Source organism: uncultured Sphaerochaeta sp. (assembly GCF_963676625.2).
GTDB lineage: Bacteria > Spirochaetota > Spirochaetia > Sphaerochaetales > Sphaerochaetaceae > Sphaerochaeta.
Genome location: NZ_CAXXYB010000004.1, coordinates 524,092 through 546,917, shown reverse-complemented (window position 1 = coordinate 546,917; position 22,826 = coordinate 524,092). Strand labels below are relative to the sequence as shown.

Sequence of the window (22,826 nt, the reverse complement as noted above, 5' to 3'; positions counted from 1 at the left end):
GGGTATTTTTATCCGCATTGTTGTATACTATACTATATGCCCCTATCCATGCGGGGCATCATGAGGAGAAACGTAATGAAGAAATCAATTGTATTGGTGTTGGCAGGGCTTTTGTTCTGTTCTTCCGTCTTTGCAGGAGGCGCCAAGGAAAGTACCCCGGCAGCCGAAAAAGGTCTGAAAATTGCTATCGTATCGAGTCCCAGTGGTGTCGATGATGGTTCGTTCAATGAAGATAATTACAATGGGATTCTTTCTTTTATCAAGAAACACCCTACTTCTACGGTAACGCCCGTACGTGAACCAACCGGTGATAGTGCCGCTGCAGTTAAGGCTGCCGCTGATATTGTCGCTGACTACGACGTGTTGGTTTGCACTGGGTTCCAGTTTGCAGGTATCGGGGAGCTCGCCAAGGAAAACCCGGCAACGAAGTTCATCCTTGTCGATTCTTATCCTTCAGATGCCACGGGTAATACCGTTGAGCTTACCAATGTATATGCGATGCAATTTGCAGAGCAGGAAAGTGGTTTCTTTGCCGGTATGGCAGCTGCCCTTGAGACCAAGACAGGTAAAGTCGCTGTTGTCAATGGAATTGCCTATCCTTCGAATGTCAACTACCAGTATGGTTTTGAGTGTGGCGTAAAATATGTCAATGCAACCGAGGGTAAGACTGTCCAGATGGTGGAACTTCCTTCCCAGGCAGGAACCGATGTGACCGGGGCGAATGTCGGCGGTAACTATGTCGGTAGCTTTGCCGATGAGTCAACCGGAAAGATCGTCGGGCAAAACCTCATCAACGAGGGTTGTGACATTATTTTCGTGGCTGCCGGCGGATCCGGAAACGGTGTTTTCACTGCTGCCAAGGAGAGCGGGAAGGCAATGGTCATCGGTTGTGACGTCGACCAATGGAATGACGGGGTGAATGGGGATAAGAACATCATTCTTACCAGTGTACTGAAGGTCATGTCATTGAATGTAGACCGTACCCTCGAGACTATCCTCAATGGTACCTTTGCCGGTGGCAATGTACTGCTCAAAGCCGATACCGATTCCACTGGTTATGTCAGTGAAGCCGGTCATCAGCAACTGTCCGCTTCCACGATTGAAAAACTCAACGCGGCCTATCCGTTGATTCAATCAGGCAAGATTGTACCTGCTTCGAATTTCGGTGGTTTTACCCCTGATGAATTTGTCGTAGCAAAATAACGAATTTTATCATTCCGTCCTCTCCTTGATTTAAGGGGAGGACGAATTTCTTATGGGGGGTGTTATGCCGGAAAACGATTCCTACATCGTAGAACTACGAAATATCACCAAGCGATTTCCGAAAATCGTGGCAAATGATGACATTTCCATCCAGATTAAAAAAGGTGAGATTTATGCCTTGCTCGGCGAGAACGGGGCAGGGAAATCAACCTTGATGAGTGTGCTTTTTGGTCTTTATGAGCCAGATGAAGGAGAAATCCTCATCAATGGCAAACCTGAGCGCATTACATCTCCCAGGGACGCGACCCGACTGAATATCGGCATGGTCCACCAGCATTTTCGTTTGGTCATGAACCAGACAATCACTGAAAATATCATTCTCGGTATGGAGCCCGTCAAAAAACGATTGGGGCTTTTTTCACCTATAGACAGCAAAGGTGCCGAGGAACAAATCCGCCAACTTTCTTTGACCTATGGCCTGGAAGTCGACCCTTCCTTGCGAATTGAACAAATCCCTGTTTCAATGCGACAACGTGTAGAAATATTAAAAATGCTCTATAGGAATGCGGAAATCCTTATTTTTGATGAACCAACCGCTGTGCTTACGCCCCAGGAAATTGAATCGTTGCTTGGTATTATCAAAAGCCTTCGCGACGGGGGAAAGACCATCATCCTCATTACCCATAAACTCGAGGAAATCAAGCAGGTCGCCGACCGATGTGCAGTCCTTTGCCGTGGAAAACTGGTCGGGGTTTTTTCCGTAGCAGATACGACAACCCAGCAAATGGCCAATATGATGGTTGGTCGTGATGTCCTTTTTGAAGTAGATAAGAAGCAATCTTCCTTTGGTAAGGAAGTCCTTAAAGTCACTGATCTGAGTATTCGTCGCCAGGATGGTGTCGAAGTCGTAAAGCATGTGAGCTTCTCCATACATGAGGGAGAGGTGCTTGCCATTGCAGGGGTAGCCGGCAATGGGCAGGTCGAAATAGCCGATGCCATTGCAGGCTTGACCCGACAAACGGAAGGAACAATCGAATTCTTCGGAAAATCTATCGAGAATACTTCCATCCGGGAGCGTACGGAGATGGGTATTTCCTATATCCCTGAGGACCGGCAGGCAGTTGGACTGCTCCTTGATTACGAACTTGGACAGAACCTTTGCTTGAAGACCTATTATAAGGAACCTTTTTGCCATCATGGCATTCTCGATCAACAAGCTTTTGGAACCCATGCGCAAGAATTGATCGACCGGTATGATATCAGAAGCGGGGAGGGCGTGCATGCCCAGACCAGGAGCCTCAGCGGAGGCAACCAGCAGAAGGCCATCATTGCCAGGGAGATAGAATTGGATTCAAGTCTCTTGATCTTCGTGCAACCGACCAGGGGCCTTGATGTAGGTTCCATCGAGACTATCAATAACAAGATCATTGAGCTCAGGGACCAGGGCAAGGCAGTATTGCTGGTTTCCCTGGAACTTGAAGAGATCATGAATTGTGCAGATACCATCGGGGTTGTCTATAACGGGAGCCTCCAGCACATTTCCAGTGCCTCGACGTTGACTGCGAACCAAGTAGGTGAGTATATGATGGGAGTAAAGAAAACAGTATGAAAAAAACCCACCACGCCTTCAAGCGTTTTTTGGTAAGACTCTTGGGAAATGAGCGTACCCAGGGAGTGACCGTTGCCCTTTTTTGTATTTTTTTGAGTTTGCTTGTAGGAGCCCTGTTGCTTCTTTCTTTGGGCAAGAATCCCTTGCTTGCTTATAAAAGCATTCTCCAGGGAGCTGGCTTCTGGCCAAAAGCCCGCTATGCCGGACATAAGAGCATCCTCACTGACTTTATGAGTCTGCTCGATTATGTAACGCCAATGTTGTTTGCCTCGCTTTCCATAGCGGTTGCCTTCAAAAGCGGATTGTTCAATATTTGTGTCCCTGGAATGATGATTTTCTCGGGTTTCATTGCTTCAATCCTCATCGGTTATTCAACGCTTCCCCCGCTTATTGCCCGGATCCTGGTAGTTCTGGTCGGAATGGGGTGTGGAGCCTTGCTTGGAGGCCTCATTGGTTTTCTGAAGCATAGATTCAATACGAATGAGGTTGTATCTTCGATAATGCTCAACTATATCGTAGCCTATGTAGTGAGTTTCTTTATCCAGACCAGATTTGTCGATCCCTTGACCAGGCAATCGTTAAAGATAAATGACTCTGCAAGGCTGACTCTGACCGATGTAGTGGCGGGCAACCTGAAGATGGATATTTCCCTGATATTGCCCTTGGGTATCCTATTAGTCTTTCTTTTGAAATTCATGATGGATCGTACCCGTCTGGGTTTTGAACTGAAGGCAGTGGGGTTGAATCCCAAAGCAGCCCGGTACAGTGGTATGAATGTAGGGAAAACGGTCATTCTTGCAATGGTCCTTTCAGGAGCTTTGGCAGGACTTGCCGGAGTTTCCTATTTTATGGGCACCTTTGCTTCCATACAACCGAAGGTCATCCCAGCGTTGGGCTTCGATGCAATTGCTGTATCCCTCTTGGGAAACTCTTCGCCGATAGGGTGTTTCTTTGCCTCGCTTCTGGTCACGACAATTACCAATGGGACGACCTATATGTCTTCCCAGGTGGGAGTTTTGCGAGAAATTGCTTCCCTCATAACTGGCATCCTGCTGTTATTCAGTGCCTGCAGTGGTTTCATACGTCAACAGGTACGCCGATACAAATCAGAATTTGAAGATGAAAAACTGGAAAGGGAGGAAGAAAATGTCTAGTATTATCATTGATGGATTATCATTCTCCCTACCGCTCTTCATTATTGCAATTGGAGGGATCTATAGCGAGGGAAGTGGCATTACCAACCTTGCCCTTGAAGGTTTTCTTGGTTTCGGTGCTTTCTGCGGAGGGCTTACTGTAGCCTTTTTCGGGTCTTCGTTTGCCGCAGGATCCTCGACCCCGATGTATCTTGCACTGGCAGCGGCAATGGCCGGGGGAATGGTCTATTCCCTGCTTCATGGTCTTCTATGCATCACTTTCAAGGCAAACCAGGTTATCAGCGGAGTAGTCATGAATGTACTTTCCGTTGCCCTTACCGCCTTTTTGGCAAATCAAATCAACGCCAGTGTCTTTGGAACAGCTTCCAATAAATTCATGCTTGCCGTATCCCCTCGAATTGATGTTCCGGGCCTTTCGAAAATTCCTGTTCTCGGTGCAGTTTTTACCTCGGTATATCCGTTTGAGATCATCATCTGCATTCTTGCAGTCATTTGCTGGTACCTGTTGTACAGGACTCCATCTGGGATGCGGTTGCGTGCCTGCGGGGATAATCCCCAGGCTTTTGATGCCGCTGGGGGAAATGTCTCAAAGATTCGTTACGGGGCTGTGATGATGTCCGGAGCCTTGGCAGGACTGGGAGGCATGTGCTTTGCCTATTCCATCTCCACCAATTTTTCATCGAGCATCTATGCCGGGTTCGGCTATCTTGCAATCGCTGCCATGATTTTCGGAAACTGGAAAATCCTGCCCACCTTGGTAGCTTGTCTTTTGTTCGGGTTTGCCCGTTCAGGAGGCTATGCCTTGATCAATATGCTAGGTCTTCCCAGCAGTTACAGCGACCTGGTACTTACCTTACCCTATGTCCTTACCTTGGTTTTGTTGATTTTCTTTTCCAAGGGGAACCACGCACCGAGAGCCTTGGGAGAGGTTTACGACAAGGGAAAACGGTAAACTGGAATCCAAAGATAAAAATGCAATATTCTTGGTATTGAGCTTTAACCTCGGGTACTTGCCCGAGGTATCAAAGAAGGTGGTAGCACTTGCTTCTCAAGCACATACGTGCCGGTATCGATACTGTTTTGCAAGAGCTCCATTGCTGTCCTGCCCATTTTTTCAAGCGGAAGTTCAAGCGTGGAAATAGGGGTAGCCCAGAAGGCTGCAAAGTCACGATTATCGAAGCCAAGCACCTGTACCTGCCGAGGAACTTCGATATGCATGCGTTGCAACCTGGTAATGACTCCTGCCGCGATATAGTCGTTGGCGCAGAAAATTCCGTCGGTCAGGGGGTGGGTATCCAGCAATTCTTTTGCACTTATATATCCATGCTCGAAATCATAGGGGCCAAAAAATAAATCTGCCTCATCAAAGGCAAGTCCCAATTCCCGTACTCGTCTCTTGAATCCCTTCAGACGTTCCTGCACCGAGAACCGGTCCTTGGGTCCGCAAAGCATGGCAGGATGACGCATTCCGCACGTATATAAATGATCTGCAGCCAGATAACCACCGTCTTTATTATCCGATAGTACCGAGATGGCCTCAGGAACTTCCATGCCTATCGAAACCAAGGGAACATCTGTGTTCTTCAGGTCGTTGGCAAAATCCTGCCAGAAAGGCATATGATGGCAGAGCAGGATGCCATCCAGTGCATGACTTTTGAGAAAGCCATAGGCTTTTTTCAGGTCTTGCCCAAATTCAACACCAGAGACCATAAACAGGGAACCTCCATTTTTGCCAAGTATCTGTTCGATGCCCCTGATTATCTGGCTGACTGAGCCTTCTGTAATGTCGGCGGCCAGACAGCCAATGATTTGCTGTTTTTCTTGTTTGCCCTGTATCCTCTTTTCGCCTGTAGGTTGAGTTATCGGGGATATCCTGGTCTTTTTTGCTATATCTGAAATGGTAACAGGTAAACCCATAGTCAATTCCTTTGTTTATTTCAAGGCAAACTCAATCATGTGTTGCTTCGCAGATGAAACATTTCCGTTTTCCATGGCCTTCCGTACCGATGCAAGCAATTGTTTTCCTTCATCGTGGCTGAAAGGTTGTTGGTCCAAGGTCTCACTGATGTTGATGCTCAAATCCAGGACACTATAGGCAGCCTGGAGGTTGCCTGCCTGAATGTTTTCCACAAGTGCAGAGTCGAGCAGATCCAGTAAGAACGGGGTAGTGACTATAGTTTTTTCTTCCGAGAGGAAGGTGAATTCTTGTAGGTTATGCATATTGTATATTCCTTTTGCCAACTTTAGGGGAATCTCCTGATACTGGTCAAGGACCCCCCTTACTATCTGGTTACCTACAATATCGTAAAAGTTGTCTATTGTTTCAAGTAATAACAATATATATTGCTCTCTTCGCCCATGAGGGTAATGGTTTCGGTTTTTCCGTCCTTGCTGGAAGAATAGGTCACTTTTATAGGAAGATCCTTGCCATTGGTTCTCAGATAGAATCCATAGTCCTGTCGAAACCCGAGTTGTGCTGTCAGGGATGGGAAATCAGTGAGTCCCAAGATTGTCGAAAGGAATCCCTCTTCATTTTTGGCATTTGAAAAGGCAAGACTTGCAACTTCCATATTATTCATCTCGCTAAGAGAGGAAGCGTCTCCTTGTTTGTCCAGTTTCCAGGTAGTTGCATACATGCTCTTGAAACTATCCTGGGCTTCTTGTTCATCCGGGGGTGTCAAGTTCTGGTAGCTGCATCCATAGCAACTGAAGGCCATGATGAAGATTAAGGCAACCAGAGCCATTATCAACATAGCTATCTTGGGTTTTGTCAGTTTTTCCGGTTCCTTTTCTGTTTTTGCTACTGTTTTTTCCATTGCAAACCCCTTTTTAAGTTTTTGAAATTCTCACCCTAAAAGAATGTTTCGCCTATTTATATAAAAAAATCCTTTTTTATTGACAGTTTTTATCAGTGTCTTGTTTCCTGCCCGGACTTCCCCTACAATTTCCCCAAGGGGCTCCATTACATATGAAAGAAACTAAATTACATGCAAAGAATCTGTTGATCATCTTCCTTGTGCTTTTTGTCTTGCTCAGCACCTCATGCCAGTCAATCCCGAAAGCAACCGCAGGGTCTGACACGCTCTATCAGGTTTCGTTGCTCAATGCACTCATGCTCGGTGAATATGATGGCTTTGTACCGGTTTCCGTTCTCCAGACAAAAGGCAATATAGGAATTGGTACGTTTGATACCTTGGATGGCGAGATGATTTTTCTCGATGGTATTATGTATAGGGCAACTGCTACAGGTGCTGTAGAACTTGTGGGTCCCCAGGAGATGATTCCCTTTGCTGTGGTAAAGCGTTTTACCATAGACCTGCGTGAGGATGAAATTGGTTCCCTGGAAAATATGGATATAATAAAGGATTTTCTGGATCAGCAGATAAGTAAGCTCGGAAACGATTTGAATTGTTTTTATGTCGCCAAGCTGGAGGGAGATTTTTTCCATGTGAAGGTCAGGAGTGTTCCTCCCCAGGAAAAACCTTACAAGAGGCTTTCTGAAATTGCTGCAACGCAAAAGGAATTTAACTACGAAAACCTTGAGGGGACCATCGTTGCTTTTCGCTGCCCGGAGTATGTTGCGGGAATCAACCTGCCCCAATGGCATTTGCACTTTCTCTCCTCTGACAAGACCAAGGGAGGGCACTTGCTTGAAGCCAATCTCAACAGCGGTTCCTTGGAGATGGATTTGACGAGGGAATTCGATCTGATTCTGCCCCAAAGTGAATCTTTTGCTCATATGGATATAGCTCACGATTTAAGCAAGGAGACTTCACAAGTGGAGGGCAAGTGAGACTTCTTTTTGAAAATGATGTATAAAACACTTCTCAGCAAATTCTGTGATCAAGTAGAGGAAAATCTAGATACGATGAGGGGCCAACTATGAAAGGGGAAGAACTGTATTCGCTAATTTTGGGTAATATGGACGAAGGTGTCTATTTCGTGGATGCAGCAAGGAAAATAACGTTCTGGAACAAGGGTGCTGAACGAATCACCGGGTATTTGGAGTCGGAGGTGGTCGGCCACTTTTGTTTCGATAATATTCTCAGACATGTAAATGATTCCGGAGTGCAATTATGTCTCCACGGATGTCCTTTGCACAAGACGCTCTCTGATGGCAATCTGAGGGAAGCCTCAGTGTATCTTCATCATAAGCTTGGACATCGGGTTCCTGTCCTTGTAAAGGCTCTTCCCATGACAGAAAATGGAAAAGTCATAGGTGCCGTGGAATTATTCAGTGACAAGCATGATTTGGAAGAACTTGAGAGTAACCTGGAAAATCTCAAGGTCCTGGCCATGAAGGACCAGCTTACCAATTTGGCAAATCGACGATATATTGAGATATTTTTGAAGGGAAAGATGGAGGAATTGGAAAGTCTGGGTATTCCCTTTGGAATGATCTTCATCGATATCGATCGGTTCAAGCGATTCAACGATTCCTATGGACATGAGGTAGGGGACAGGGTCCTGAAAATGGTTTCCCGAACCATTGCGGGAATTGTCAGTGCCACTGATTTGATCGGACGTTGGGGAGGGGAGGAGTTCATTGGTATTTTCAGCGGTGTCTCTGAAGTGGAAATGTGGACGCTTTCCGAGAAGATCCGAATGTTGGTAGAGCATTCTTCCTTTGAGATTGATGAACAATCATTGCATGTTACCATATCGCTTGGCACTACGGTTATCGATCATCCTTGTTCCCTTGATGAGGCAGTCAATCGAGTCGACCAGCTTATGTATGCCAGCAAAGAGAAGGGAAGAAATCAGGTTACTCTCGGATAGGTATATGAAAAATATTTAGTTGTTCCGGGAAAAGAATAGTATCTATACATTATTTTTACTCGGGCCCTTGCTCTCTTGCCAGTCGTTCATGTTCCGAGAAGGTTTTTGGCAAGATTCGCTCCTATAACAATACATTTGACTAAATATACATTAATAGTCAAAATATACTGCATAGATCATTTTCCTGTCAATAGAAAGGTTTTATTTCAAGGAACCTTATCACAAAGAAAAGAAAGAATTACTTTCATTCCTTGATGTGTTTAAAGTTTCCAAATAGGAACAATTGAAAACGTGAGTTGTTTCTACTCTGAAAATTTAAGATTTCTTCATAAAACGACTAATTTTCATGTCCTCCTGGGTTTCCCTGACGGTCCTCTTGGCTACCAATCCTATGTCACTACCCTTGGGGATGAATCTTCTGATGATCCCATTGTGATTTTCATTTGCGCCTCTTTCCGATGAACAATAGGGATGGGCAAAGTACAGCTGGGTCCTGGGTAGGGAACTGAGGATGGAACCCTCCAGACCGGCAATACCAGCAAACTCCATTCCATTGTCGGCTGAAAGCGATTTGAATAGGCTCCTGAACCGTACGCTGCCCATCTGTCTCTCCATCTTGTCGAATTCGGCATTCACGGACTCTGAGGTCCTGTCGTGTATCTTTCTGACTATCTCCACCCTTGTCTTGCGTTCGGTAAGGGTAAGGAGACACGTAGGGGAGCATTCCTTGCCACTGTAGACAGTATCTATCTCCCAATGGCCGACAATTGACCGGTCATTGATTTCCTTTGGCCTCTTATCCATGCTTCTGGCAGCATTCGCCGCCCTGGAATGCCGGGACGGCTTGCCTCTGGATTTGCGTCGCTTTCCTTCCAACAGGAGGTTCTTCTCGGAGATTCCGGTAATATGCCCTGTCGCGATATAGGAATAGAGCGTCTTCTCACAGATCCTGGTCTCGCTGGGCCATCCTTTGGCATTGAAGTGCCCTATGATGGCATAGGGGCTGTAATGGTGCTCTGTGACGAGCAGGGATATTTGCTCTACAAGGGCCCAATCCCTTCCCAGCTTGAGGTCTGGCCCCTTTGCTGTGCTGAGGCTGTCAGCGTCGTACTGGGCATGATCAGCATTGTATTCCCAGCGCTCGAAGGGCTCTGCACCCAGCTCGTGCCGCATCATACCCCTTTTAAGCTCCCTGCGGATGGTTTTTTCATTCTTGCCCAATAACCGTCCAAGGAGTGTCGGGCTGGTTATTTTCTGGTATCTGTTTGTCCCGGAGTAGTGATACTGCAATGCCAAACGCTCCTCCCAAGTAAAATGAGTATGCTTGCATACAGACTTTATGGTAAGCTTTTTTCGTCCCATGGTTACCTCGTTGCTTAGTTCTGGTAAAACCATAGTAATCGAACACCATGGGACTTTGTTTTTCTTTCCGCTTTTCGGCGGACAATTCATCTTACTGTCCACCGCCAGTCTTGTTTGCATACTTTTTTATTGACGGGTTTCTCTGCATAGTGTACGATATGACAATTGATTAAATGATTAATCAAACTTTATGGAGGACATATGAAACAGAAACCTACTCTAGGTATGAAGCGTGTGCTGGTTCTGCTGGTAGTGTTGGCAGTGACGATTTCTCTCTCTTTTGCCCAAGGAGCAAAGGAAAGTGAGAAAGTTGAGGCCGGACCTGTGTCGATGACCATTGCAACCTGGACAAGCAATGCTGACCAGATTGCCTTACTTGGGTCTTTCGTGCAGAATTTTGCCAAGGAAAAGGGTATTACCATCGAAGCTAACTTCGAATCTATTCCGTTTGCGGAATACAACACCAAGCTTCCCCTTGAATTACAGGGTTCTGATGGTCCCGATGTTTTCTGGGTCTTGGAGACAGCTGCCCCTGCTTATATCCAGTCAGGATTGCTTGCCAAGCTCAATGAGTCCATGGAAGCGTATGATCCAGCAGATTTTTCATCCGAGGCAATGGCTCTCTGGACCAAGAACGGTGATGTCTACGCCATACCATTCTCCACTTCTCCATTCTTCATGCTTTACAACGCGGATTTATTTGCTAAAGCAGGGGCAAAGAACCCCGATCAGCTAATAGCAGAGGGCAATTGGACCTGGGATGCTTTCAGGACCGTGAGCAAACAGATCAAGGACAACACAGGGGTATGGGGTTACCAGACTGTCGATGGTCAGGGGTATGATGCACGAATCCTTCATAACCTCAGTCCTATCGTACGTTCTTTTGGCGGTGATTTCTGGACCGAGGACGGGAAAATTTTGGTAAATACACCAGAAACAGTCAAGGCTGTCCAATTCTTCCACGATATGGTCTATGTCGACCAGTCGGTAGTTCCCCCAGGAAATCAGAGTGATTTCTTTGCAGGTAACGCGGCCATGACGGTCGGCCAGATTTCTCGTGTTTCCAAGCTTGATGCAGCATCCTTTGCCTGGGGTCTTGCCCCGATGCCTGCAGGAGCCAAGGGCAATGCCCCCGTTATCGGCCAGGCTGCCATTGGTGCCAGTGCCAGAAGCAAGAATGCAAAACTGGCAAGCGAATTGGTTGCCTACATGACCAATAAGGCAAGTGTTACCGCAATGTCCGGAATCTGGCCGCCAGCAAGAAAGTCAGTACTCGACAGTGAGGCTTTCCTCAGCTCCAATGCAAAGGTTACTCCCCAACAGATGAAGCTTGCAGTCGCTGACTCCATCAAGACCGGTAGGGTCCTTCCTTCCCATGTCAAATATCCACAGATCGAAGTTGAATCGAAAATGAGTTTTGACAAGCTCTGGAAGAGTGATGCAGACGTCCAGTCAATAATGGACGAGGTTGCTGCCGTTTACGCCAAGTACATCAAATAGTTTTTTGCAAATTAAGGAGTAGGAACGGATATGAAACGGCAGAAACAAAATTCCTTGCGCTCGATGCATCAAAGAGAAGCGCTGATAGGGTGGGCCTTTATAACCCCACAGATGGCTGGATTTATCATATTTGTCCTGCTCCCGTTGTTTTCCGTATTTATGTATGGAATGCAAGACAAGAATCTCTTGTTCGGTACCAGCTCGTTTATTGGATTTGGAAATTTCACTCGGCTCTTTGCGGATCCACTGTTTACCAAGTCTATGATAAATACCTTGATCTTCAGTGCCGGGGTGGTTCCCTTGAATCTCATCTTCTCCCTTTTACTTGCCCTCTATCTGGGTAAAGGAAAAAACGGAGCCTTGTTTGTACGGGGAATCATATTTCTTCCTGTGGTAACTTCAGGGGTGGCCTGGGCCATTGTCTGGAAATATCTGTTGCAAGGAGGAACGGCAGGACCTGTAAACTGGTTATTGGACCAGATAGGGATTGCCGGTCCGAACTGGCTCTTTGAAAAGGGCTGGGCAATGACGAGCGTCATCGTAACCAGGGTAATGAAGAATCTGGGTATGAATGTACTCATATTCATGGGTGCTGTCATGAACATGCCCAATGATGTAATAGAGGCAGCAAGGATCGATGGGGCCAAAGGCTGGAAGCTGTTCTACAAGATTAAATTGCCTCTTCTCATGCCTACGGTCATGATGGTAACCATTGTGACCGTCATCGGTTCCATGCGAGTCTTCGATACCATCAAGCTCATGACCGATGGCGGACCCGAAGGATCGACCATGGTTCTGGTCTATTACATCTATCATCAGGCTTTCAAGATGTTCGATACCGGATATGCCTCGGCAATTGCCGTCGTGCTGTTCCTTGTCGTCCTCCTTCTGACCGCATTGCAATGGTTTATGCGCAAGAGGATTTCCTACTATGAAGCATAACACCGTTGCCAAAAATCTTCCGTATGTCCTGTTGCTTGCAGTCCTGACCGTGCTGTTTGTCTATCCCTTTTGGTGGATGTTGGTCAACTCTCTCAATACTAGTGCAGAAATCTTCGGGGATCCCTCGTTTTTGCCAAAATCCTGGGCTTTCTCCAACTATAGGGATATCTTTACCGTACAGCCGTTTGCCCGTCATTATGCAAATACCCTTTTAGTTGCCTTGGTCGGTACTTTGGGGAATGTCTTCATCTCGGCACTGTCAGGTTATGCTTTTGCCAGAATGAAATTTCCCGGGCGTAATTTTGCCTTTATTTTGTTGCTTACTGCCCTTATGATGCCTATTGAGGTAACTATCATTCCTCTGTTTTTCCAGATGAAAAACTGGGGAGCCCTCGATACTCTTTTTCCTTTGATGCTTCTTCCTATTTTCGGAAGCCAGGGAGCTTTCTCTGCCTTTATGCTCAGGCAGTTCTATGTAACGGTTCCCATCGAGCTAGAGGAAGCTGCGAGAATTGATGGGCTCAATCCCTTCAAGATTTTTATCAAGATTATGTTTCCCATTGCCGTTCCCGTATTGAGTTCGGTGGCAATCTTGGCCTTTATAGGGGTTTGGAACTCCTATTTGGAACCGTTGGTGTTTATCAATAGCCTGAAAAACTTCACCTTGCCTCTATCGTTGACCAATTTCAACGATACCTATGGGCTTCCCCAGTGGCATCTGCAACTTGCAGCAACGACCCTTTCGATCATGCCAGTCATGGTGGTCTATCTGATTTTCCAGAGAAAGATTTCAAATGCCATGGTCAACTCAGGATTGAAGTAGTCAAAAACGAGACCAAGGTGAAAGTCTTTTTATCTAAAAGAAATCCTTCTCATATGAACAAAGAATTTTTGGGAGTGTGCATAAAAATGAATAGTAAAACCTTTGATATAATCGTGGCAGGAGGCGGTATAGCCGGTTCCATGGCAGCTATAAGTGCTGCTCGCAATGGAACCTCCGTATTGCTGATCGAAGAAGAGGGATACCTCGGAGGGAGTCTGACCGCCAGTGGCACCGGTCCCATGATGACTTTTCATGCCGGAGAAAAACAAGTCATCCGTGGTCTTACCGATGAATTGGTCCAGCGTTTGGTAGCCAAAGGACTATCGGTCGGACATATTCCTGATTCAACAGGGTATACCTATACGGTGACTCCGTTCGACAGTGAGGGAATGAAGAGGGAGTTGGATCTGATGACCCAGGAAGCCGGGGTAACCGTTTTGTTCCATACTTCCATTGCCTCCGTCACCGTTGAAAATGGATTGCTTGTTTCCCTTACCTGCCTTTCCTGCGGTACCCTGTTTCCCGTTTCAGCCAAATATTTTATCGATGCCACCGGGGATGCCGATCTGATAGCAATGGCAAAAGTTCCTTTTGAGCAGGGAAGAACGACTGATGGTCGTGACCAACCCATGACGGCAAATTTTAAGTTAGTTGATGTTGATTTGGCTGTAATCAGGGATTTGATGGATAGCAAGGTGGAATTGTTTCCGTTGTTGTCCAAGAAGCCAGGGCTCCAGAAGCAAGCTTCCCGTCTTTCCTTCTCGGGGTTTGAAGAAATCATGAAAGAAGGATGCAAAACAGGAGAGATATCCTTTGACCGGGACATTGTCCTGTGTTTCGAGACCAATGCCTCCAACGAGGTTATCGTAAACATGACGAGGATAAATGGAAAGAATCCTGTTGATCCTTTCTCTCTTTCCGAGGCAGAGGTGGAAGGTAGGCGCCAAGTATGGGAATTGTATGCTTTCATGAAAAAGCATCTTCCCGGATTTTCACAGGCAAGGATGATTTCCACAGGGCCAAGGATTGGTATCCGCAGCTCTAGGAGATTGAAGGGTATGTATCAGATAACTGTCGAAGACATGTTTTTACAGAGACGGTTTGAAGATGCAATCTCAGCAAATGGGTATCCTTTGGACATTCATTCTCCCGATGGTGCTGCCACCGATTCCCGATTCTTTCCCAATGGGGCTTATTATACGATTCCCCTGAGGTGTCTGCTCAATGATACGATCCCCAATCTCTTGGCGGCCGGAAGAAACATCAGCAGTGAATTCGAGGCTCATTCGAGTTTGCGGCTCAGTCCCTCCTGCGGTGCCATTGGACATGCGGCGGGAACTGCAGTGGCATTGGCTTTGCAAAACGGTGTGGATGTGCGATATTTACCTAGTGCCGTGTTGCACAAAAGGTTATTGGAAGAAGGGGCATTTCTGGGATGAGTGAGTATAAACGGGTTACGCTTCAATCTGTTGCAAAAGAGGCCAATGTCTCCTATGCCTCGGTATCTGCAGTCCTTAACGGAAAGGATGGGCAAAGTATCCGGGTAGGAAAGGAAACCAAGGCAAAGATACTTGAATGTGCAACTCGTTTGGGCTATGTGCCGAATATGGCAGCACGAAAACTGAAGAATGGCCGCAATTCCCTTATTGCAGTGTTTACCTATGAACAAATTTTTCCAGTTGATGCAAAGAATGAGTTCTATCGGTTTTTTCTGGGAATCCAGGAAACAGCGGAAAAGAACGGCTATGATCTTTTGATTCTCAATAATCGACCTACCGTGGGAAATCCTTCCTCCCGTATTGCCCTTGCCGATGGTGCTGTCATGATCGGGGTGAATCGGGATGACCAGGACATCGTGAGGCTGGTGCAGAATAATTATCCGTTGGTTTTCGTAGGAAGACGAGAGGTGGCCGGGGCCTCCACCCATTGGGTTACCTTCGATTATAAAGAAGTAATTTCACAAATGGTGGTCCATTTGCTTCCTTTCTGTAGTACCGGAAAACTTGTGTATGTTGAAGAGCGGGCAGTCGAGCGGGAACCGAGGCGCGATAAACGCAGGTATCTTCTTGATGTTGCCCAAAAGCAGGGCCTTGAGGTTGAAATTATTGAGGCTGATGAAAATAACAGGATAACAGTAACTGAGATGGCAACCATTGCCAAGGCCAAGGTAGCCATCTTCGATAGGCTCTCTTTGTTGCATCCGTTCGAAGTGTTATGCCAGGAACAGGGGCTTGTCCTGGGCAGGGATCTTGCGACAGCAGTCCTTGAGGATGACTGGTCAGGTACCTATGCCAACTGGACCCGATGGACCAACGAGCGCTTTGAATTGGGAGCTTTGGCCGTGGAGTACCTTTCGGCAATGCTTGACGGCAAGGACCGGGATTCTCTTCCTCGTTTCACGCCACTTACGCTCATTGTCAGTGAAACTTCAGGAAACGTCCTAGGAAAATAGGGCTGGATTTTCTTGTAAAAGGGGCTTCAAGGCTACATAGAGTTCTTTCGCATTGTGATAGAGCACTGGTGCGTCGCCAAATTTCCCTACGTTGAGAATGTGTTTTTCCAAAAGATAATCCTGTACCCTGGGAAAGTTCTCCGAGGGGTGTCCTATATGTCTTCTTGACGGTACCGACACCTTCTTTCCATCAGCGAGTATGCTGATAAGATTCTCTCTTTCTTCGGTCAGTCTTCCCGGAATATCAAGCCACTCCTCAATTCCATGGATAAACGTGTCGCGGTTCAAGCCCACTCCCAGCAACAGTATTGTGGCCTCATTGTCAAGCAATCTTCCCCAGGCAGAGGAACGATCACATGGGGTGTCGAATTTTTCATCACCCTGGATAAAGTTTTTTGCATCCTTTCCAAAAGCCACAACTGAATGAGTAGGGTGAGCTGAGCGAAAGCCTCCTGCTCTTTTTCTTGCCAATTCCGGAATTATTCCGATGCAACCAGGGGTTTCTGTCACTGAATAGATTGGATTCTCTTCATTTACTGTTGCCCAGGTATGGGAAGGAAAAACCAATAGGCCTTCACTCATATATTCAATAAGGGTTTCCAGTACGGTAAGAGGTCCGTTTTCCACGTCCCCGATGCTTTTATAGGAGGCATGGACCAGAATGGTCCCTTTCGGGTCCAGGTTCATCTGTTTCAGGTTTTCAAGCAAGGTATCTTTGGTATACATGGGAATATCATCCAGAACAGGAACTGAAGAGTCAAGGATTAAAAGTAACCTACTTGTGACTAAAAAAAGGTCCTTGGGATTTTTATGTTATTCGACCTCTCTCTCGTCTGGGTTTTTGTTTCGGCATCTCCAATATTGTTTCAGGGAGTTTTTCTTCTGTATTGAAAAGATGTGAGAAGTCATCCAGGCAATCCAGGACAAGTGCAAGGTCCAAGAGAGAGGAAAGGGATATTTCACCTGTTGTTTCAAAACGTTTGATAGATCCAAGGCTTACTCCTGAGCGTAAGGCCAATCCTGTTTGTGTAAGGTTTAGTTCCAGTCTTCGTGTTCTTGCACGGATTGATATTTCTTTGATAATATCATTTTGTACTTTAATAATGATCAAAATATTAGCTCCAGTAGAGAGAAATATTCATTAGTATATCATATATTAGCTTATAAATGTTTTGAAGTGCATGATGAATTGTCTTTTGTGATGGCTTGCAAATTTTTGTTTTTCACTTGATGTATGGTATAATAGTCACTGTTTTGTACCAGAATATAGTTTTCTTGGACTAGGCAAGGAGGATGACAATGACTAACGAACTACACTCTTTTTACAATGCAAGCCTTGGGGATATTATCCAAGATTCATTGGATGCCTTGCGTTGGGACGAGAAGAATTTGGCGGATATTACAGGTCTTTCGGACAAATTGATCGATAAGCTTGTCAACAACAAACAGCAAATCACTCCCGAGATAGCCAAACTTCTTTCCTCGGCTTTCTCTACCTCTGCCGAAATTTGGTTGAATCTTGATGCACGGTATCAAATGCGAAAATTGGAATAGATGATATCATCGGTAAGCTGTAAAAGAATATAATGAGTGTAAAAGGTTCCTTGAACCATCCCTTGTCTTATTCATTGTTTTTGACGAAAATACATACAGAAAGAACATATTTTAAGCAGGATGGAAAACAATGCCAATTCCCAGCACAAATGATCAGATGAAACGCCAATCGACAAAGGATCTTATATACCAGGCTGTCTGTAACTGGATTATCAGCGGTGAGCTTTTACCCGGCGAAAAGATCAACGATATGGAACTGGCCAAGCATTTCAATGTCAGCAGAACTCCGGTCAGAGAGGCTATCCAGATGTTGGAAATCCAGAAACTGGTGAGAGTGATACCCGGAAAGACTACGATCGTAACCGAAGTCGACAAGAAAGATATTTGTGACTGCTATCGGCCCCTGGCCTGTATCCAGGCTCTTGCCGCAGAATTGGCCTGCACTGCCATAACTGAAGAACAACTATCAAGGCTGGAGGCTGTACACCACCAATTTTCTGATGCTTGCAAAAACAATGATCCAGAAAATGCAATTCTCTGTGACAGTGAGTTCCATGCCATTATCATGGATTGTGCAGACAACCAATACATGGAAGAATTCTCCCAGACTATGATATTGCATATCCAGCGTATCAAATACCACTATTTCCATTCTGACCGCTTAAGAAAGACTTCAGTAGGTCATCATGAGGGAATCCTGGAGGCTATCAAGGCAAAGGATGCAGACCTGGCTGGTTCAAGGATGAAAAACCATTGGCTTTATGTTATGCAGCGGTGTCTAAACGACGTTTTGGACGAGAACGACGAAGCAAATCCTTCAGAAAACCTCAACCGTCCCTAGTTTGTCTGTCTCTGTCAGAAATAACCCCGGTAAGTGAACTTTCCCCATAGAGTTGGAGAGTTCTGAGAGCTAGGCTACTGATTGACGGTATTGCACCGGAGACCGGTAGCCTAGTTTTTTTTGTATTCGCTTGTCATTGTACCAAGCGATGTATTCCCTTACCAGCTGTTCCATCTCTTCCTTGGTTAGCAGTCTCTTTCTGTTCTGGTAGATGGTCTCACACTTCATGAGGCCGAAGAAATTCTCGATGCAGGCGTTGTCCCAACAGTTTCCCCTGCGGGACATGCTCTGCACCACACCGAGACCCCTAAGGTAGTCGACATAGGCCCTGTTCGTGTAGGTCCATCCCCGGTCCGAGTGGATGAGGACGCCATGGAGATCGAATCCCTTGTCGACCAGTTGCTGGATGGCCTTGATGACCATGGCGAGGCTCTGGTGCTCCTCCATGACATAACTCACGATCCCGTTGTCGTACAAATCCTTGACCGCGGCCAGGAACAACCAGCCCCCCACGACACGAAGGTACGTGATGTCGGTCACCAGCTTGCACATGGGCCCCTCTGCCGAGAAGTCCCTGGCCAGTATGTTTTGTGGCAGTTCCCTTGCAGTTTCTTTCCGTATCCGATAGTAGCCCTTGGGAAACCGTCGGATGCGGACCTTCGCGTTCAGGGCATGTTCCTTCATGACCCGCTCGACGCGCTTGTGGTTCAGTTGCACGTACCCGAACCTCGCCTTCAGTTCCTGCGTCATCCTTGGAATCCCGTAGGACCAGTTTGTCTCTTCTTGTATCTGCCTGATGTGCGATGCTATGGAGACATCATTGTTGACCGAATCATCCTTGTGTTGTTCCCAGTAATAGTAGGTGCTCGGGCAGATGCCTGCCAGCTTGAGCGAACGGGTCACAGGGACTCCGAGCTTCCGTGCCTCAGCAACTGCTGATAGAACTTTTTTTTTGACGGATCCGTCTCCTCTGCCTCGCAGATTTGGAAGTACGTCCTGTAGAAGATAATCCCGTCGTGCATCCCCTTGAGCTCTGACTGCTGTTGCCTTACGAGCTTCTCGAGCTCTTCCATCTTCTTCCGTTCCAATTCCGTCATTGTGTCCACCTTTCCTCTTTCTGCCTTTCTTTCTCGTGCAGACCCCGTACTCAGTATAGTTCCGAATCCATACATTCAGAACACTAATCGACAAGGCGTATTTGCGGCAAAGACCAGATTTGGTTTCTTCCTTGGACAGCGACTTGAGGACAATCCCTTCCTTTACTTGCTCGTTCATGGCCTCGTATCTACGGTCGTAGGTACAGTACACCCAGCTCTCGTTTCCACCTTCGTATTGCTTGCACCACCGCCTGGTGCTTGACGGATTGAGACCCAGTCTCTTTGCGGTGGCCTTGCCTTTGCATCCTTGCTTGAATAACTTCAAGGCCTTGAGTTTCGTCTTTTTGCTGATCTTTGACATAACAATCCCCCATGTTTGGATTTCTCCAATTCACGGGGGAAAGTTCAAAGGAATTTCCTTTCTGGGGTTTTTTCTCTTTACAGGTACCTCTTGGTTACTCTTGACAAAAAACAACTCAGGGAACACTATACTTAATATATGCAATATATTGCATATTACATATTACATATACAAAGGGAGCCATGCAATGACGAGAGCAGAACAAGTCATAACACTTTGCCAGGAACTGATACAAAGACCAAGCCTTTCTGGGCAGGAACAAGAAGTTGCCAACTTTGTAAAGCAAACCATGCTTGAAAAAGGTTTCGATACAGTTACGATCGATACATACGGAAGTGTCCTGGGAACTATTGAAGGAAACAGAAAAGGAAAATCGATACTGCTTGATGGGCATATCGACACAGTCGACATCAGCGACCTTTCACAATGGACACATGCTCCCTATGGGGCAGAGATTAGCGACGGTAAAATCTATGGAAGAGGGACCTCCGATATGAAAGGGAGCGTTGCCGCAATGATCTTGGGTGCCGCCTTCTTTGCCGAGGATACCAAAAAAGATTTTGCCGGCACCGTCTATGTCTCGTGCACCGTCCATGAGGAGTGCTTCGAGGGAATCTCGGCCAGGGAGATAAGCAAGGTAGCCAATCCCGACTTTGTGGTTATCGGGGAAGCCACGACCACAACCTTGAAAATCGGACAACGAGGCCGTGCTGAAATCGTGGTGGAAACCGAAGGCAAGACCTGCCATTCCTCCAACCCGGAAAAAGGGATCAACGCTGTCTATCATATGATAGATCTTATCCAGGAAATCAAAAAAATTGAACCGCCTACCCATCCTGTCCTGGGAAAGGGAATCCTTGAACTTACCGACATACTTTCCAGTCCCTACCCGGGAGCTTCCGTAGTTCCGGGAATGTGTCGGGTAACCTTTGACCGACGGACTGTAGTGGGAGAAACCTCGGAAAGTGTATTGCAACCGATCAAGGAAGCAATCGAGAAGGTGAAGCTGACCATTCCCTCTCTTAAGGCCAGGGCTTATATTGCAGAAGGTTCACAACCCTGCTGGACAGGAGAAACCATCAGCGCCAAACGGTTCTTTCCTGCCTGGATGATGGATAGCGAAGAGCCCTTGGTCCAGAAAGCCCTCTTGGGCTTGAAGGAAGCTGGTATAGAAGCTCCTCTTTCACACTTTTCTTTCTGCACGAATGGAAGCCACTTCTGCGGAGAAAAGGGGATTCCCACCATCGGGTTCGGACCTTCTAGGGAAGATCTTGCCCATGTCATCGATGAATACATCGAAATCGAGCAACTTACCAAGGCCTGCAAGGGTTTTGAAGGGATCATTGCCCAAGTCCTGGCATAAGGGCAGTCCCTGAAATTGTTTCCAATGGCAGGTTCGTACTGTTTTTCATGGTGTCTAAAAGGAAGAAATCCTGGAACACGTGTTATCTACAATCGAAAATAGGTTGTGGGATACTCCGGGTTTGCATCTCTTGAAAATTGAACTACGAATCTGCGTTCCTCTACATTTTTCCCCTGACAACCAAGTTGATCCTCCGATTGATCTGGTTATTTCCTGGTCTCCTAAGCCTCCGAAGTCGTTTTGTTCAGTGTCGACACTGTCTCGAGACTCTGGTGTATTCGCAACTCCTTGCTAGACTCCCTTTTTGTAAATGGACAAGGAAACTGGGAACTGGAGTATGATTTCCATGAAAGTCTGGTAATGCTGTGTGAAAGCAAGATGCTTATCAATGAATTTTCAAGGATGCCCCCGCTATTGCAAAAAAGGCGATCAGGGAACATCTTTGGACTACCAAGGTAATGTTGATCCAGAAATTCAAGATCAATGGTTTATTTGTTCCCGGAACCGGTTTGAGCTAAAGATTAAATCAAAGAAAAGTAGTATGCTCATGGAGGATTAAAACCTCTTCCTAGGAGATTATTTGATGGATAAAACGTTTAATTCAATGTCTGATGAATACAAAAAAATGCTTGTGGATAATGTGCTTCCGTTTTGGCTTGAACATGGTTTCGACCATGTCAATGGAGGCCTGTATACAGGGCTCGATCGTGATGGTTCCCTTCTTGAAACAGATAAATCCGTTTGGTTCCAGGGCCGTGCCCTGTGGGTTTTTGCAACGGCATATGACACAATGGAAAAAAGGGAAGTCTATAAACAAGTTTGTGACTCCCTCGTCTCCTTTATCGAGGATCACTGTTTCGATCCAGAAGATGGACGGATGTATTTTCGGGTGACTGCAGAAGGAAAGCCCGTTATCAAACGGCTGCGATACATTTTCAGCGAAACGTTTGCCATCCTCGGGTTTGCCGCCTACGGCAAGGCATTTGGAAAGAGTGAATATGCAAATAAGGCCTATACCTTGTTCAAGAGGGTTCTGGTGATGCTTCAAACCCCTGGTTTGCTTGTTCCAAAGTTCAATCAGGAAAATGCACCCTCCAAGGGGTTCGGGGTTCCCATGATTCTGCTTAACACGGCACAGGAACTACGGCAAGCTTGCCCTGACCATGCGCAGGAACTTACAACCTTCATTGATGGATTGCTCAAGGAAATCACAACCTATTTCGTGCGACCTGAAAGGAAACTGGTCGTAGAGCAGTGCGCTCCTGACGGGACGTTGCAACTGGATCATATCGAGGGAAGGATGTTGAATCCCGGGCATGCCATAGAAGGGTCCTGGTTCATTATGCGCGAGGCAAAGTACAGGAACAATGATGCAGCTCTCATCAAACTCGGGACCACGATGCTCGATTGGATGTGGGAAATAGGTTGGGACAAGGAATATGGCGGAATTATCTATTTCCGTGATGTCCTTGGCAAGAGTGGCTCGGAATACTGGCAGGACATGAAATTCTGGTGGCCACAATGTGAGGCGAGCATCGCAAATCTCATGGCTTATTCCCTTACCGGGAATGAGACGTATCTGGAAAATTTCAAATTGGTTGATACGTATGTGAAGAATCATTTCCTTGATAATGAAGAAGGTGAGTGGTATGGCTATCTTCACAGGGATGGTACGCTCGCTACACCTTTGAAGGGCAATATGTACAAGGGACCTTTCCATATTCCCCGAATGTATATGGTCTGCTCACAGATGTTGGGAGAATTGGAAAGATAGGGAAAACAGTCG

General features: G+C 46.4%; 22 protein-coding genes. 15 read left to right on the top strand and 7 right to left on the bottom strand.

The window, feature by feature from the left end; all coding sequences use genetic code 11:
- Window positions 1-75: 75 nt before the first annotated feature.
- From ACHZBG_RS05660 to ACHZBG_RS05645, 4 genes are all read left to right on the top strand, one after another.
- Entirely contained in the window at window positions 76-1,203 is a 1,128-nt protein-coding gene (locus ACHZBG_RS05660; protein ID WP_320128476.1) for a BMP family ABC transporter substrate-binding protein, read from the top strand.
- Window positions 1,204-1,267: 64 nt separating this feature from the next.
- Complete coding sequence (locus ACHZBG_RS05655; protein WP_320128475.1) at window positions 1,268-2,812, top strand: ABC transporter ATP-binding protein; 1,545 nt, start codon at window positions 1,268-1,270, stop codon at window positions 2,810-2,812.
- On the top strand, window positions 2,809-3,966 hold the full coding sequence (locus ACHZBG_RS05650; protein WP_320128474.1) for an ABC transporter permease: 1,158 nt from the start codon (window positions 2,809-2,811) through the stop codon (window positions 3,964-3,966). The genes ACHZBG_RS05655 and ACHZBG_RS05650 overlap by 4 nt, the downstream gene beginning before the upstream one ends.
- On the top strand, window positions 3,959-4,918 hold the full coding sequence (locus ACHZBG_RS05645; protein WP_320128473.1) for an ABC transporter permease: 960 nt from the start codon (window positions 3,959-3,961) through the stop codon (window positions 4,916-4,918). The genes ACHZBG_RS05650 and ACHZBG_RS05645 overlap by 8 nt, the downstream gene beginning before the upstream one ends.
- Before the next feature lie 44 nt (window positions 4,919-4,962).
- Here ACHZBG_RS05645 and ACHZBG_RS05640 read toward each other — a convergent pair whose 3' ends face one another.
- The 3 genes from ACHZBG_RS05640 to ACHZBG_RS05630 all read right to left on the bottom strand — a co-directional run bounded on the left by ACHZBG_RS05640 (window position 4,963) and on the right by ACHZBG_RS05630 (window position 6,782).
- Entirely contained in the window at window positions 4,963-5,883 is a 921-nt protein-coding gene (locus tag ACHZBG_RS05640) for a substrate-binding domain-containing protein (RefSeq protein ID WP_320128472.1), read from the bottom strand.
- Window positions 5,884-5,898: 15 nt separating this feature from the next.
- Window positions 5,899-6,186 carry a hypothetical protein gene (locus ACHZBG_RS05635; protein WP_320128471.1) on the bottom strand — a complete coding sequence of 96 codons (288 nt, stop codon included), beginning with the start codon at window positions 6,184-6,186 and terminating at the stop codon, window positions 5,899-5,901.
- 95 nt (window positions 6,187-6,281) lie between these two features.
- Window positions 6,282-6,782, bottom strand: coding sequence for a hypothetical protein (locus tag ACHZBG_RS05630; protein WP_320128470.1), 501 nt, complete (start codon window positions 6,780-6,782; stop codon window positions 6,282-6,284).
- 152 nt (window positions 6,783-6,934) lie between these two features.
- Between ACHZBG_RS05630 and budA the strand changes: the two genes are divergently transcribed.
- Both budA and ACHZBG_RS05620 read left to right on the top strand, forming a co-directional pair.
- Window positions 6,935-7,759: an acetolactate decarboxylase gene (gene budA, locus ACHZBG_RS05625; protein WP_320128469.1), complete on the top strand. Its 825-nt coding sequence runs from the start codon at window positions 6,935-6,937 to the stop codon at window positions 7,757-7,759.
- 89 nt (window positions 7,760-7,848) lie between these two features.
- On the top strand, window positions 7,849-8,745 hold the full coding sequence (locus ACHZBG_RS05620) for a sensor domain-containing diguanylate cyclase (RefSeq protein WP_320128468.1): 897 nt from the start codon (window positions 7,849-7,851) through the stop codon (window positions 8,743-8,745).
- 315 nt (window positions 8,746-9,060) lie between these two features.
- Here the strand turns inward: ACHZBG_RS05620 and ACHZBG_RS05615 are convergent, their stop codons facing one another.
- The gene (locus ACHZBG_RS05615) at window positions 9,061-10,107 is read right to left on the bottom strand and encodes an IS30 family transposase (RefSeq protein ID WP_320128467.1); all 1,047 of its coding nucleotides are present in this window, start codon (window positions 10,105-10,107) and stop codon (window positions 9,061-9,063) included.
- Window positions 10,108-10,308: 201 nt separating this feature from the next.
- Here ACHZBG_RS05615 and ACHZBG_RS05610 point away from each other — a divergent pair, with 201 nt between their 5' ends.
- The 5 genes from ACHZBG_RS05610 to ACHZBG_RS05590 all read left to right on the top strand — a co-directional run bounded on the left by ACHZBG_RS05610 (window position 10,309) and on the right by ACHZBG_RS05590 (window position 15,824).
- Window positions 10,309-11,607 (top strand): sugar ABC transporter substrate-binding protein, encoded by a 1,299-nt coding sequence (locus ACHZBG_RS05610; protein WP_320128466.1) that lies wholly within the window; start codon window positions 10,309-10,311, stop codon window positions 11,605-11,607.
- 30 nt (window positions 11,608-11,637) lie between these two features.
- The gene (locus ACHZBG_RS05605) at window positions 11,638-12,549 is read left to right on the top strand and encodes a sugar ABC transporter permease (RefSeq protein ID WP_320128465.1); all 912 of its coding nucleotides are present in this window, start codon (window positions 11,638-11,640) and stop codon (window positions 12,547-12,549) included.
- Window positions 12,539-13,372, top strand: coding sequence for a carbohydrate ABC transporter permease (locus tag ACHZBG_RS05600; protein WP_320128464.1), 834 nt, complete (start codon window positions 12,539-12,541; stop codon window positions 13,370-13,372). The genes ACHZBG_RS05605 and ACHZBG_RS05600 overlap by 11 nt, the downstream gene beginning before the upstream one ends.
- 86 nt (window positions 13,373-13,458) lie before the next feature.
- Window positions 13,459-14,811: an FAD-dependent oxidoreductase gene (locus ACHZBG_RS05595; RefSeq protein ID WP_320128463.1), complete on the top strand. Its 1,353-nt coding sequence runs from the start codon at window positions 13,459-13,461 to the stop codon at window positions 14,809-14,811.
- Window positions 14,808-15,824 carry a LacI family DNA-binding transcriptional regulator gene (locus ACHZBG_RS05590; protein WP_320128462.1) on the top strand — a complete coding sequence of 339 codons (1,017 nt, stop codon included), beginning with the start codon at window positions 14,808-14,810 and terminating at the stop codon, window positions 15,822-15,824. The genes ACHZBG_RS05595 and ACHZBG_RS05590 overlap by 4 nt, the downstream gene beginning before the upstream one ends.
- Here the strand turns inward: ACHZBG_RS05590 and ACHZBG_RS05585 are convergent.
- Complete coding sequence (locus tag ACHZBG_RS05585) at window positions 15,813-16,550, bottom strand: AAC(3) family N-acetyltransferase (protein ID WP_320128461.1); 738 nt, start codon at window positions 16,548-16,550, stop codon at window positions 15,813-15,815. The two genes, ACHZBG_RS05590 and ACHZBG_RS05585, sit on opposite strands and share 12 nt — an antisense overlap.
- Before the next feature lie 82 nt (window positions 16,551-16,632).
- Window positions 16,633-16,935 carry a helix-turn-helix domain-containing protein gene (locus ACHZBG_RS05580; protein ID WP_320128460.1) on the bottom strand — a complete coding sequence of 101 codons (303 nt, stop codon included), beginning with the start codon at window positions 16,933-16,935 and terminating at the stop codon, window positions 16,633-16,635.
- A 188-nt stretch (window positions 16,936-17,123) separates the two neighbouring features.
- Between ACHZBG_RS05580 and ACHZBG_RS05575 the strand changes: the two genes are divergently transcribed.
- Window positions 17,124-17,378, top strand: a complete 255-nt coding sequence (locus ACHZBG_RS05575; protein WP_320128459.1) for a HigA family addiction module antitoxin — start codon at window positions 17,124-17,126, stop codon at window positions 17,376-17,378.
- 130 nt (window positions 17,379-17,508) lie between these two features.
- The gene (locus ACHZBG_RS05570; RefSeq protein ID WP_320128458.1) at window positions 17,509-18,219 is read left to right on the top strand and encodes a GntR family transcriptional regulator; all 711 of its coding nucleotides are present in this window, start codon (window positions 17,509-17,511) and stop codon (window positions 18,217-18,219) included.
- Between the two features lie 69 nt (window positions 18,220-18,288).
- Here ACHZBG_RS05570 and ACHZBG_RS05565 read toward each other — a convergent pair whose 3' ends face one another.
- Window positions 18,289-19,677 carry an IS3 family transposase gene (locus tag ACHZBG_RS05565; RefSeq protein WP_320127752.1) on the bottom strand — a complete coding sequence of 463 codons (1,389 nt, stop codon included), beginning with the start codon at window positions 19,675-19,677 and terminating at the stop codon, window positions 18,289-18,291.
- Between the two features lie 187 nt (window positions 19,678-19,864).
- On the opposite strand from ACHZBG_RS05565, the gene ACHZBG_RS05560 reads away from it, so the two are divergent.
- Window positions 19,865-21,040, top strand: a complete 1,176-nt coding sequence (locus tag ACHZBG_RS05560) for a YgeY family selenium metabolism-linked hydrolase (protein WP_320128457.1) — start codon at window positions 19,865-19,867, stop codon at window positions 21,038-21,040.
- A gap of 583 nt (window positions 21,041-21,623) precedes the next feature.
- Window positions 21,624-22,814 (top strand): AGE family epimerase/isomerase, encoded by a 1,191-nt coding sequence (locus ACHZBG_RS05555; protein WP_320128456.1) that lies wholly within the window; start codon window positions 21,624-21,626, stop codon window positions 22,812-22,814.
- Window positions 22,815-22,826 lie beyond the last annotated feature (12 nt).

What these genes read in the sequence shown, in the direction of transcription:
- ACHZBG_RS05565 (WP_320127752.1), bottom strand. Translation starts at nt 19,677, where the DNA reads ATGTCAAAGATCAGCAAAAAGACGAAACTCAAGGCCTTGAAGTTATTC.
- budA (WP_320128469.1), top strand. Translation starts at nt 6,935, where the DNA reads ATGAAAGAAACTAAATTACATGCAAAGAATCTGTTGATCATCTTCCTT.
- ACHZBG_RS05600 (WP_320128464.1), top strand. Translation starts at nt 12,539, where the DNA reads ATGAAGCATAACACCGTTGCCAAAAATCTTCCGTATGTCCTGTTGCTT.
- ACHZBG_RS05555 (WP_320128456.1), top strand. Translation starts at nt 21,624, where the DNA reads ATGGATAAAACGTTTAATTCAATGTCTGATGAATACAAAAAAATGCTT.
- ACHZBG_RS05570 (WP_320128458.1), top strand. Translation starts at nt 17,509, where the DNA reads ATGCCAATTCCCAGCACAAATGATCAGATGAAACGCCAATCGACAAAG.
- ACHZBG_RS05615 (WP_320128467.1), bottom strand. Translation starts at nt 10,107, where the DNA reads ATGGGACGAAAAAAGCTTACCATAAAGTCTGTATGCAAGCATACTCAT.
- ACHZBG_RS05575 (WP_320128459.1), top strand. Translation starts at nt 17,124, where the DNA reads ATGACTAACGAACTACACTCTTTTTACAATGCAAGCCTTGGGGATATT.
- ACHZBG_RS05620 (WP_320128468.1), top strand. Translation starts at nt 7,849, where the DNA reads ATGAAAGGGGAAGAACTGTATTCGCTAATTTTGGGTAATATGGACGAA.
- ACHZBG_RS05590 (WP_320128462.1), top strand. Translation starts at nt 14,808, where the DNA reads ATGAGTGAGTATAAACGGGTTACGCTTCAATCTGTTGCAAAAGAGGCC.
- ACHZBG_RS05610 (WP_320128466.1), top strand. Translation starts at nt 10,309, where the DNA reads ATGAAACAGAAACCTACTCTAGGTATGAAGCGTGTGCTGGTTCTGCTG.
- ACHZBG_RS05560 (WP_320128457.1), top strand. Translation starts at nt 19,865, where the DNA reads ATGACGAGAGCAGAACAAGTCATAACACTTTGCCAGGAACTGATACAA.
- ACHZBG_RS05640 (WP_320128472.1), bottom strand. Translation starts at nt 5,883, where the DNA reads ATGGGTTTACCTGTTACCATTTCAGATATAGCAAAAAAGACCAGGATA.
- ACHZBG_RS05585 (WP_320128461.1), bottom strand. Translation starts at nt 16,550, where the DNA reads ATGTATACCAAAGATACCTTGCTTGAAAACCTGAAACAGATGAACCTG.
- ACHZBG_RS05630 (WP_320128470.1), bottom strand. Translation starts at nt 6,782, where the DNA reads ATGGAAAAAACAGTAGCAAAAACAGAAAAGGAACCGGAAAAACTGACA.
- ACHZBG_RS05655 (WP_320128475.1), top strand. Translation starts at nt 1,268, where the DNA reads ATGCCGGAAAACGATTCCTACATCGTAGAACTACGAAATATCACCAAG.
- ACHZBG_RS05645 (WP_320128473.1), top strand. Translation starts at nt 3,959, where the DNA reads ATGTCTAGTATTATCATTGATGGATTATCATTCTCCCTACCGCTCTTC.
- ACHZBG_RS05650 (WP_320128474.1), top strand. Translation starts at nt 2,809, where the DNA reads ATGAAAAAAACCCACCACGCCTTCAAGCGTTTTTTGGTAAGACTCTTG.
- ACHZBG_RS05605 (WP_320128465.1), top strand. Translation starts at nt 11,638, where the DNA reads ATGAAACGGCAGAAACAAAATTCCTTGCGCTCGATGCATCAAAGAGAA.
- ACHZBG_RS05660 (WP_320128476.1), top strand. Translation starts at nt 76, where the DNA reads ATGAAGAAATCAATTGTATTGGTGTTGGCAGGGCTTTTGTTCTGTTCT.
- ACHZBG_RS05595 (WP_320128463.1), top strand. Translation starts at nt 13,459, where the DNA reads ATGAATAGTAAAACCTTTGATATAATCGTGGCAGGAGGCGGTATAGCC.
- ACHZBG_RS05635 (WP_320128471.1), bottom strand. Translation starts at nt 6,186, where the DNA reads ATGCATAACCTACAAGAATTCACCTTCCTCTCGGAAGAAAAAACTATA.